Source organism: Thioalkalivibrio sp. ALE14, assembly GCF_000376845.1.
Classification (GTDB): Bacteria; Pseudomonadota; Gammaproteobacteria; order Ectothiorhodospirales; family Ectothiorhodospiraceae; genus Thioalkalivibrio.
Genome location: NZ_AQXY01000006.1, coordinates 1 through 10,340 on the forward strand (window position 1 = coordinate 1; position 10,340 = coordinate 10,340).

At 68.4% G+C, this 10,340-nt stretch carries 9 protein-coding genes and 1 pseudogene; 1 reads left to right on the forward strand and 9 read right to left on the reverse strand.

Translation table 11 applies throughout. The features are described from left to right. Positions 1-93: 93 nt before the first annotated feature. The 7 genes and pseudogenes from F572_RS0100140 to rluD all read right to left on the reverse strand — a co-directional run. Positions 94-516: pseudogene (locus F572_RS0100140) on the reverse strand (BCCT family transporter); the annotation flags it as partial. Positions 517-582: 66 nt separating this feature from the next. Next, on the reverse strand, positions 583-1,734 hold the full coding sequence (locus F572_RS0100145) for a putative zinc-binding metallopeptidase (protein WP_017940400.1): 1,152 nt from the start codon (positions 1,732-1,734) through the stop codon (positions 583-585). A 107-nt stretch (positions 1,735-1,841) separates the two neighbouring features. Next, positions 1,842-3,152: a triacylglycerol lipase gene (locus F572_RS0100150; protein ID WP_017940399.1), complete on the reverse strand. Its 1,311-nt coding sequence runs from the start codon at positions 3,150-3,152 to the stop codon at positions 1,842-1,844. Positions 3,153-3,221: 69 nt separating this feature from the next. Continuing rightward, positions 3,222-3,587, reverse strand: coding sequence for a 5-carboxymethyl-2-hydroxymuconate Delta-isomerase (locus F572_RS0100155; protein ID WP_017940398.1), 366 nt, complete (start codon positions 3,585-3,587; stop codon positions 3,222-3,224). Positions 3,588-3,717: 130 nt separating this feature from the next. After that, entirely contained in the window at positions 3,718-6,300 is a 2,583-nt protein-coding gene (gene clpB / locus F572_RS0100160) for an ATP-dependent chaperone ClpB (RefSeq protein WP_017940397.1), read from the reverse strand. Positions 6,301-6,490: 190 nt separating this feature from the next. Next, positions 6,491-7,273 (reverse strand): peptidoglycan editing factor PgeF, encoded by a 783-nt coding sequence (pgeF, locus tag F572_RS0100165; protein ID WP_017940396.1) that lies wholly within the window; start codon positions 7,271-7,273, stop codon positions 6,491-6,493. Continuing rightward, complete coding sequence (rluD, locus tag F572_RS0100170) at positions 7,266-8,225, reverse strand: 23S rRNA pseudouridine(1911/1915/1917) synthase RluD (RefSeq protein ID WP_017940395.1); 960 nt, start codon at positions 8,223-8,225, stop codon at positions 7,266-7,268. The genes pgeF and rluD overlap by 8 nt, the downstream gene beginning before the upstream one ends. A 79-nt stretch (positions 8,226-8,304) precedes the next feature. On the opposite strand from rluD, the gene F572_RS0100175 reads away from it, so the two are divergent. After that, positions 8,305-9,147, forward strand: coding sequence for an outer membrane protein assembly factor BamD (locus tag F572_RS0100175; protein WP_017940394.1), 843 nt, complete (start codon positions 8,305-8,307; stop codon positions 9,145-9,147). Between the two features lie 261 nt (positions 9,148-9,408). On the opposite strand, the gene F572_RS0100180 is transcribed toward F572_RS0100175, so the two are convergent. Then, on the reverse strand, positions 9,409-9,747 hold the full coding sequence (locus F572_RS0100180) for a P-II family nitrogen regulator (RefSeq protein WP_017940393.1): 339 nt from the start codon (positions 9,745-9,747) through the stop codon (positions 9,409-9,411). 354 nt (positions 9,748-10,101) lie between these two features. Then, positions 10,102-10,340 (reverse strand): integrase core domain-containing protein (locus F572_RS0100185; RefSeq protein WP_018158273.1); only part of this gene is annotated, 239 nt, incomplete at its 5' end.

The window sequence follows — 10,340 nt, forward strand, 5'->3', positions numbered from 1 at the left end:
GCGTCCGACCCCACACGGCCCTGGGCCAACTTACCCCCCGGGAGTGGGAAAAGGCCGTTGCTTAGAGGGGTGTCCGTTCTCACTTGACCAGAACATGGACATGTCCGCGGCGGCGGCCTGGTCCCCATTGTCGATCAGGAACGGGTTGCCGCCGTAATGCGACAGCGGCTCGGCCACCGCCCAGAACAGCAGGCCCACGCCCATGCCCGCCGCGAACAGCATCGACAGCCAGGACAGCGTGGTGAACTCCGGGACCTCGTCGTCGCGCCCCAGGCGCACGTTCTTGTAGCGCCCCACCCCGAGCCAGATCACCATGACCAGGAAGAAGGCCATCACCACCACGTAGTACCACTCCAGCAACGGCGTAACGAAGGCGCGCGCATCGCCCACGACCGCGCCCAGCTGCTCGGTGCGATAAACCCCCAGCAGGGCAATGATCACCACGAGCATCAGCGCCAGCGGCGCAACGCGCGGGTTCAGCCCCTTGAACGGGCCGCGGGTGGCAACGTTGTACATCTCGCGTCCTTTCGCCTGGGCGATTGGTGTACTGCGGGGCCGGGACAGGGCCCCGTGAGCGGCCGGTCAGGTCCCGGTGGCACTCGCCGGCTGTGCGCGGCGACCCGCGCGGAAATCCTGAATGACCTGATGCACGAACGCCAGCTTGGCAATCGCGGTAGCGGTCAGCACGAAGGGATAGACGTGCGGGTGACCCATACTACGGTTCAGGCTGTTCAGGGCACTCACCAGTGGCAGCCAGTGCTCCATCAGCTGATCGAAGTCCTCGGCCGCATACGCGTCAAAGGCCGGCAAATCTCCCTGCGCGCCCAGCCGCGCCGACGGGCCGGCGACGGGCATGATGTCCATGTTGTAGGCGGAGGCGGTGTCCAGCGTATCCACGATATGCAGGTAGTGGGCCCAGGTCTCGGCCCAGTCCTCCCACGGGTGTGAACTTGCATAGGCGGAGACAAACGAGGCCTGCCATTCGGCGGGCGGCCCATCGGAATAGTGACGCCGCAGGGCCTCGTCGTAGTCCGCGCGCTCGTCGCCGAAGCGTTCGCGGAAGGGCGTATGCCAGGCGGTATTGCGGATCAGGCGATCCCAGTAGTAATGCGCGGACTCGTGGCGGAAATGGCCGAGAATCGTGCGGTAGGGTTCGGCCATCGCCTCGCGCATGCGTTCGCGCACTGCGGGATCGGCCTCGGCGATGTTGATGGTAATGAGCCCATTGGCGTGGCCGGTGACCACACCACCGCCCTCGCGGAACTCGGGGGCCGGGTCGGCCAGGAAATCGAACGCAAGGCCCTTGGGGTCATCGCGCCGCGGCACCACGGGCAAGTCCAGGCGCAGCAGGCCGTAGACCAGCCGCCGTTTCTCGGTTTCCAGGCGCTCCCACAGCCGTGCATTCCCCGGCACGCTCAGGTCGGGGATGGTGCGGTTCAGGCGACAGGCGCGGCAGAACGGGTCCGCATCATCATGCGGCACCATCCAGTTGCACACCGCGTCCACCGCATAGTGCCGGCACTGGCGATAAAGCAGCCCGTCCGGCTCGTTCGCCACACGCCACAGCCCGCCGGGCACCGAGCGGCCGCGCGCATCCACGGTCTCGCCCGCCGGCGCCAGCGCGGACACCTCCAGGCGATCCGGAAGAAACCCCAACCGGTGGCCACAGCGGGTGCAGTAGGTGTTGTCAAAATACACCCCCTGCCCGCAGACCTCGCACTCGAATAACTGCATCGCGCTCCCCGTTGGCAAGCCCGCCGAAAATGTCGGAGCGGCAGGCATCCCTTCAGACTACGCCGATCCCGTTGCGCCGTCGCGGTGCAAGGAGATCGCCAGGGGCCTCACTCGCACTGCACACCAGACAACAGCCCTTCCACCCGTTCCAGCACCAGTGGGTGCGACAGAATCCCGGCATGCGTCGTCGCCACTCCGAAGACCGAGGCCGCCTCGCGCTGGGCCGGCGGATGCAGCATGCTGGCCAGCGTCACCACCCCGTCCGCGGTCGCGCGCGCACCCCCTTCGCCGCGCTGGTAGCCGAACACCAGATGCAACTCGCCTGCCCCCGCGCCCGGATGCGGGAACAGGCCTTCCAGGTAGTCGCTGCCCGGGGCCATGTCGCGCCAGACCGGGATCACGACCGGCGAGCGATCCACCCCCTGCTGCGCCCGCTCGTGCCCGGCCCAGGGCGTGGACAGGGTGATCATAACCGGCACCGGTGCCGCCGCCTCGCGCCGAGCTCGCTCGTTCAGGAACCCCCGCGCCACCAGCCCGCCCATGCTGTGCGCCACCACCGGTAGCGACTCGACCCCGTGACGCACTTCCAGCTCCTCCACCACCTGTGCCAGGTGCGCGGCCGCCGACTGCAGTGGCAACCCGGAGGCGTAGTAGTAGAACCACGGCTGATAACGCTCGCGGTCCAGAACCTCCAGCAGCCCGGCAAAGTCCCGCGGCGAGCCGTTCATCCCGTGCACGAACAGCACCGGCGTCCGCGTCGGGTCATGGGGCTCGAGGAAGTACACCCCCGCGTAACCGTCCATCACGAAGTCCAGGGGTCGCCACTGGCTGCCGCGGGCCACCTCGGACGCAAAACGCGGGTCGTCCAGGTGGGTTATCGCGCCGAAGGCGGTCACCCGTCCCAGGCTCAGCGGAAGGTCGCTGGCGCCCTCGGCACCCACCAGGCCGCGTGTGGCCGGCAGCGCAACCGGGTGGGCCAGGCGATGGTCCCCGTTCACGCGGATCTCGATCCCGGTCAGCCGCCCGCCGGGGCCACAGTCCAGCGGATCGCCGCCGGCCACATACTGCACCGGGGCACCGGCGGGATGGGCCCGGTCACCCTCCTCGTCGCGGAAGGCCAGCACACGATAGCGACCCGGCTCCAGCCCGAAGAACCAGCTCCCGCCCTGGGCGCTGACCACATGGTCCACCGGCTCGGGCACCCCGGCGCCACCGACCGACTCGCGGAATACCGCCACGATATAGGGCCCCGTCCGACCCGCCTCGGACGCCGTCGCGTCCGGTCCCACCGTGCCGCTGATCACACAGGCCCCGCCCATGCGCGCGAGCTGTTCGCGCGCATCCAGCAGCGAACACCCCGCCAGCACGAACCCCAGCGCCAGGACCGCAACCACCCGTACCACCGCCATCACGAACATCCCGTTCCGTCTTTCCTCCCCCCGAGTGTAGCGGTCCGGAACGCCCGGCTCGCCACGCACACCGGCATTTCAATCCGGGCGGTCCCGGTCTCCGTCCTGCGGATCGTGCCGCGCGTAGCTCGCCGCCTCCATCTCGGTCACCTCGACGGTGATTACCGCCTCCCCGATCCGGTCCTGCAGGGCCCGCAGGACGGCCTCGCTCAGCGCCTGGCGCTGCGCCAGCGAACGGCCGGACTTGAGACGCACCTCGACATGCACGAAAGGCCGCACCTCGCCCCCGACCCGATACTGCGACACCGGGTGGGCGCGGACCTTGATATGCGACGCCGGGAACAGCCCCGAAGCGCAGGCCGCCGCGTGCAGGGCGTCCAGCCAGGCAGCCACCTCCGGCCCCGCAGCCAGGTCCTGTGAATATTCGACCCGCAAATGCGGCATGCCCACCCCCCTCGGCGCGCGCGGCGCGCGTCCCGTTGCGCCAGGCCCGCGATTGTGTCGCAGCGCGGACCCGGCATGAAAAAGGCCCGCACCGGGCGGGCCTTGTCGATGTCGCAGGATACCGGACGGATCAGGCCGCGGCCGCCGCCCGGGTGAAGGCCAGCTGCTCGCCGGCCATGTCCACCTCGATGGTATCTCCGGGGCCGAACTCGCCGGCCAGAAGCGACTGCGCCAGCGGGTTCTCCAGCTGGGTCTGGATCGCCCGCTTGAGCGGGCGCGCCCCGTAGACCGGGTCGAAGCCCGCGGCCCCCAGGTGATCCAGCGCGGCGTCGGTGATGGTCAGGCCCAGGTCGCGCTCTTCCAGCCGCTTGCGCAGGTACTGCAGCTGGATATCGGCGATCGCGCGGATCTGTTCGCGCTCCAGCGGATGGAACACCACCACGTCGTCCACACGGTTGATGAACTCGGGACGGAAGTGCTGCCCGACGATCTCCATCACCGCGCCCTTCATCGCCGCGTAGTTCTCCTCGCCGGCCATCTCCTGGATCTGCTGCGAGCCCAGGTTGGAGGTCATCACGATCACCGTATTGCGGAAGTCCACGGTGCGGCCATGCCCGTCGGTCAGGCGGCCGTCATCCAGCACCTGCAGCAGCACGTTGAAGACATCCGGGTGCGCCTTCTCGACCTCGTCGAGCAGGATCACGGAGTACGGCTTGCGGCGCACGGCCTCGGTCAGGTAGCCGCCCTCCTCGTAGCCGACGTAGCCCGGGGGCGCCCCGATCAGCCGCGCCACGGAGTGCTTCTCCATGAACTCGGACATGTCGATGCGCACCATCGCCTCTTCGGTGTCGAACAGGAACCCGGCCAGCGCCTTGGTCAGCTCGGTCTTGCCCACGCCGGTCGGGCCAAGGAACAGGAACGAGCCGTTCGGGCGGTTCGGGTCGGACAGGCCCGCCCGCGAGCGGCGGATGGCGTTGGCCACCGCGCGCACCGCCTCGGACTGACCAACCACGCGGTCACCAATGGCCTCTTCCATGCGCAGCAGCTTGTCCTTCTCGCCCTCCAGCATCTTGGAGACCGGGATGCCGGTCCAGCGCGAGACGACCTCGGCGATCTCCTCGTCGGTGACCTTGTTGCGCAGCAGCTGGGTCTCCTGGCTCTCCATCTCGTGAGCCATGGCGAGGGACTTCTCCAGGTCCGGGATACGCCCGTACTGCAGTTCCGACATGCGCGACAGATCCCCGGCGCGGCGGGCCGTCTCCAGCTCGGTGCGGGCGCGCTCGAGCTCTTCCTTCAACTGGGCAGCGCCGGAGACCGAGGCCTTCTCGGACTTCCACACCTCTTCCAGGTCGGAGTACTCGCGCTCCAGGCGTTCGATCTCCTCCTCCAGCGTGCCCAGGCGCTTCTTCGAGGCGTCGTCGGACTCCTTCTTCAGGGCCTCGCGCTCGATCTTCAACTGGATCAGGCGCCGCTCCAGCCGGTCCATGGACTCGGGCTTGGAGTCGATCTCCATGCGAATGCGCGAGCTGGCCTCGTCGATCAGGTCGATCGCCTTGTCCGGCAGCTGCCGGTCGGTGATGTAGCGCTGCGAGAGCTGCGCGGCGGCGACGATCGCCGGGTCGGTGATCTCGATCCCGTGATGGACCTCGTAGCGCTCCTTCAGCCCGCGCAGGATGGCGATGGTGTCTTCCTGCGTGGGCTCGTCCACCAGCACCTTCTGGAAGCGGCGCTCCAGCGCGGCATCCTTCTCGATGTTCTGGCGGTATTCGTCCAGCGTGGTCGCGCCGATGCAGTGCAGCTCGCCGCGCGCCAGGGCCGGCTTGAGCATGTTACCGGCGTCCATCGCGCCCTCGGCCTTGCCGGCGCCCACCAGGGTGTGGATCTCGTCGATGAACAGGATCACGCGACCCTCTTCCTGCGACAGCTCCTTGAGCACGGACTTCAGCCGCTCCTCGAAATCGCCACGGTACTTGGCCCCGGCCAGCAGGGCGCCCAGATCCAGCGCGAGCACGCGCTTGTCCTTCAGGCCCTCGGGCACCTCGCCGTTGATGATGCGCTGCGCCAGGCCCTCGACGATCGCGGTCTTGCCGACCCCCGGCTCGCCGATCAGCACCGGGTTGTTCTTGGTGCGCCGCTGCAGCACCTGGATCGAGCGGCGGATCTCCTCGTCGCGCCCGATTACCGGGTCCAGCTTGCCCTGCTCGGCGCGCTCGGTGAGGTCGATGGTGTACTTGTCCAGGGCCTGGCGGTTCTCCTCGGCGTTCGGGTCGTCCACCTGGGCCCCGCCGCGCATGTCCTCCACGGCCTTCTCCAGGGAGTCCTTGTTGGCGCCAGCGTTGCGCAGCATCTCGCCGACACCGGCCTTCTCGTCGATCGCCGCGAGCAGGAACAGCTCGCTGGGGATGTACTGGTCCTTGCGCTCCTGGGCGAGCTTGTCGCAGACGTTCAGCATGCGCCCCAGGTCGTTGGAGACATGCACCTCGCCCGCGGCGCCTTCCACCTTCGGCAGGCGATCCAGCGCCTCGCCCAAAGCGGAGCGCAACTGGCGCACGTTGGCGCCGGCGCGGTCGAGCACGTGACGGATCGTGCCCCCCTCCTGGTCCAGCAGGGCCAGCAGCAGGTGGGACGGCTCGATGAACTGATGGTCGCGGCCAACCGCGAGCGACTGTGCGTCCGCGATGGCGGACTGGAATTTGGTGGTCAGGCGATCCATTCGCATTGGGAAACCCCTCGGTCGAATCTTGTTGAACTGACACCAACGTTGGGGACAATCCCCCCGGCTTCAAGGATAGACGCGCGGAAACCGCTACGCGGGGCCAGAGCCGAGGCTCGCCGCGAAACCAGCGTCGGGGTGTATCCAGCGACTGCCACGGCCCCTGGCAGGGCCTCGCAGTGACAGGTGGCTATCGCGCGGGGTCGGGGGCGAACCACACGAGCGTGCCCATGCGGCCGGTCGCTCCTTCGCGACGATAGGAATAGAAGGTCTCCGCCTCGGTGAAGGTGCAGCGGCCCCCGCCGGCGACCTGCGCCACACCGGCCCGCTGCAGCCGCTGGCGCGCCAGTCGGTAGAGATCCGCCAGCAGGCGCCCCCCGGCACCGGGCCGAAACGCGGCATCGGCCTCCGGATCCTGCGCCCGGAAGGCCTCGCGCACCTCGGGCCCGACCTCGAAGGCGACGGGTCCGATGGCAGCCCCCATCCAGGCCTGGATTGGCACACCTGGCCGCAGGCCGTTCAGCGCCAAGATCGTTGCCTCCAGCACCCCATCGGCCAGCCCACGCCAGCCGGCGTGGGCCACCCCGACCGCCGCGCCGTCCACTGTCGCCAGCACCACGGGCAGACAATCGGCGGTCTGCACGGCGCAGATCGCCCCCGGCCGGTCGCTGACCACCGCATCGGCCTCGGGCGTATCGCCCGCCTTCAGCGCCGCCTGCAGGGCATCGGCGGTGATCACGGTCGTCCCATGGACCTGGCGCGGCCAGGCGATGGGCGCGGCGCACCCCAGGGACTGTTCCAGTCGGCGCCGGTTTTCCGCCACGTGATCCGGGGCATCGCCAGTATGCAGGGCCAGATTCAGCGCGGCCCAGGGCCCGGTACTGACGCCACCCGTCCGGGTCGTCTGCAGCGCGTGCACCCCGGCCGGGAGTTCCCCGGGCCCGGGTTTCAACAGCGGCAGGGCCTCAGACATCCCCATCCTCCCGGGCATCGGCGCGCAGGGCCGCGAGCAGGACCTCGAAATCCTCCGGCAGCGGGGCCTCGAAGGCGCAGGGCTCGCCCGTCTCCGGATGCTCGAACTCCAGGCGGGCCGCATGCAGGGCCTGGCGCTTGAAGGCCGCGACCGTCGCCTTCGCCGCGTCGCCCATGCCCTTCACCGGGCGCGGACGACCGCCGTAGGTCAGATCCCCCACGATCGGGTGGCGGATATGTGCCATATGCACACGGATCTGGTGCGTGCGCCCGGTCTCCAGACGTACGTTCAGCAGGGTGTGCGCGGGAAAGCGCTCGGCCACTCGGTAATGCGTGACCGCGGGCTTGCCGGCCGCGGTCACGGCCTGGCGCTTGCGATCAACCGGATGACGCCCGATCGGCTCGTCGATGGTGGCCCCGCTGATCACTCGGCCCTGGACCAGGGCGCGGTACTCGCGGTGCACGCTGCGCGCCTGCAATTGGCGCACCAGGGCGGTCTGGGCCTCGGGCGTACGCGCGACCACCATCAGGCCGGTGGTGTCCTTGTCCAGGCGGTGGACCACCCCGGCGCGCGGCAGCTGCGCCAGCTCCGGGGCGTGGTGCAGCAGGGCATTGACCAGCGTGCCGTCGCGATGCCCGGCCGCCGGGTGGGCCACCAGCCCGGCGGGCTTGTTGACCACCAGCACCGCGGCGTCCTCGTAGACGATGTCCAGCGCAATGGCCTCGGGCCGGGCCTCCAGCACCGGCGCCTCGGGCGCCGTCAGCTCGACCCGCTCGCCCCCGCGCACCGGCGTGCGCGGGCGGGGCGAGCCACCATCCACCCGCAGCGCGCCCTCCTTCAGCCACTGGGTCAGCTGGCTGCGCGAGTACTCCGGGAACAGCCGCGCCAGCGCGGCATCCAGGCGCTGTCCCGCCGCTTCTTCCGGCAGACAGGCCTCCCGCGGTTCACTCATTGCGCGGCCTCCCGCTCGTCGCCACCGGGGCTTGATGTTGTAGAATCCCTGCACTTCGGTTCATCTGTGAGGCCTCGCCGTGATTTCTGTCCCGCACCTGTCGCGCCTGCTCGTCGTTCTGATCGTGGCGCTCGTGGTCGCCGGCTGTGCCGGGCGCGAAGACCCCACGCTCGGCTGGTCCGCCAGCCAGCTCTACGGCGAGGCCAAGAACGCCCTGAACGAGGGCAACTACGACCAGGCCGTCGAATACTACGAAAAACTCGAGGCGCGCTATCCCTTCGGGCGCTATGCCCAGCAGGCGCAGATCGAGATCCCCTACGCCTACTACAAGGCCGGCGAGCCGGAACCCGCCCTGGCCGCGGTGGACCGCTTCGTGCAGCTGAACCCGCGCCACCCGAACCTCGATTATGCGTACTACCTGCGCGGGCTGATCAACTTCAACCGCCAGCAGGGCTTTCTCGCCAACCTGTTCCCGCGCGATCCCGCCGAGATGGACCCGGAGCCGTTCGATCAGGCCTTCCAGGACTTCGACCGCCTGATCCGCGAGTTCCCGGACAGCCGCTACGCCCCGGACTCCTACCAGCGCATGATCTACATCCGCAATGCGCTGGCCGCCTATGAACTGCGGGTCGCGGAGTTCTACATGGAACGCACCGCCTGGGTCGCCGCGGCGCAGCGCGCCCGCAACGTCATCTCCACCTACCCCGGCGCCGAGGTGATGCCGAAGGCCCTGGCCGTACTGCATCGCGCCTACACCGAGCTCGGCCTGGACGACCACGCCGAGAACACCATGACCGTGCTGGAACTGAACTACCCGGATGCCGCGGTCGCCGTGCGCGCCGGCGAACCGGTGGAACTGGAAGGCCACGAGCGCGGCGGCCTGTGGCGCGTCATGGACCGCATCCCCTTCCTCACCAACTGAGCGCCTACGGACGTTCGTTCAGTCCGCCACAGCGAGCAGGGAAAAGCGTCTACAGGAAGACGCGAAGAGGGGAAGCGTAACCGGGTTTGGTCGCCGCGGGTATTGCGGAGATTCGGGGTTGCGACGGGCACCCGCCAACCCCGACTCGCCACACCCCAATCATCCTTCCCTCTTCCAGCCTTCCTGTGAACCGCCCTCGACCTTCTTCGTACCTTCGTGCGCTTCGTGGTCAATCCAAAAAGGCGCTGGAAGAACGGTCGGTCAGAGAGCCTCGCTGCCCTCTTCGCCGGTGCGGATACGGACCACGCGCGACATGTCGGACACGAAGATCTTGCCGTCGCCGATCTTGCCGGTGCGCGAGGCCTTCACGATCGCGTCGATGCAGGGGTCGACCCGGTCGTCATCCACCACCAGTTCCAGCTTCACCTTGGGCAGGAAGTCGACCACGTACTCCGCGCCCCGGTAGAGCTCGGTGTGGCCCTTCTGGCGCCCGAAGCCCTGGACCTCGGTCGCGGTCATCCCGGCAATGCCCATCTCGGTCAGGGCCTCGCGGACATCTTCCAGCTTGAACGGCTTGATGATCGCCTCGATCTTCTTCATGCGAATCCCTTTGGTTGAGCCCGCTGTGCGGGCGCTTGTCTCACCCCTGAAAGTGTATCAAACCCCCGGGGCTGCGCTGTGGTCCTCGCCTTCTCGCGACGTTCGACGCTGCTTGGAATCGACCACGAAGCACACGAAGGCACGAAGAAGGGCCAGGTCAAGGGCGTTTAACAGGAAGACGGGAAGGCTGGAAGAGGGCCTGTGGTTGATCGGGGAAGTCCTTTCCGGTCCGCAATATGCCGCCGTTTCGGATACGTCGGACGGAGCGAGGCACCGAGTCAGTATTGTCGGGGCCCTAAGACCGCAGCCCGGGACACCCCATTCTGTTCTGGTCAAGTGAGAACGGACACCCCTCTAAGCAACGGCCTTTTCCCACTCCCGGGGGGTAAGTTGGCCCAGGGCCGTGTGGGGTCGGACGCTGTTGTACTGCATTTCGATGTACTCCACGACATCCAGTCGGGCGGCCTCGCGGGTACGGTAGGTCCGGGCGTCGGTCCACTCGCTTTTCAGTGCGCCGAAGAAGCGCTCCATCACCGCGTTGTCCCAGCAGTTGCCCTTGCGGCTCATGGAGGGCACGAAGCCCAACGCATCCA

Coding starts and splice junctions, on each gene's coding strand:
- F572_RS0100145 (WP_017940400.1), bottom strand. CDS start 1,734: ATGCAGTTATTCGAGTGCGAGGTCTGCGGGCAGGGGGTGTATTTTGAC.
- F572_RS0100180 (WP_017940393.1), bottom strand. CDS start 9,747: ATGAAGAAGATCGAGGCGATCATCAAGCCGTTCAAGCTGGAAGATGTC.
- F572_RS0100150 (WP_017940399.1), bottom strand. CDS start 3,152: ATGTTCGTGATGGCGGTGGTACGGGTGGTTGCGGTCCTGGCGCTGGGG.
- F572_RS0100155 (WP_017940398.1), bottom strand. CDS start 3,587: ATGCCGCATTTGCGGGTCGAATATTCACAGGACCTGGCTGCGGGGCCG.
- rluD (WP_017940395.1), bottom strand. CDS start 8,225: ATGAGTGAACCGCGGGAGGCCTGTCTGCCGGAAGAAGCGGCGGGACAG.
- clpB (WP_017940397.1), bottom strand. CDS start 6,300: ATGGATCGCCTGACCACCAAATTCCAGTCCGCCATCGCGGACGCACAG.
- pgeF (WP_017940396.1), bottom strand. CDS start 7,273: ATGTCTGAGGCCCTGCCGCTGTTGAAACCCGGGCCCGGGGAACTCCCG.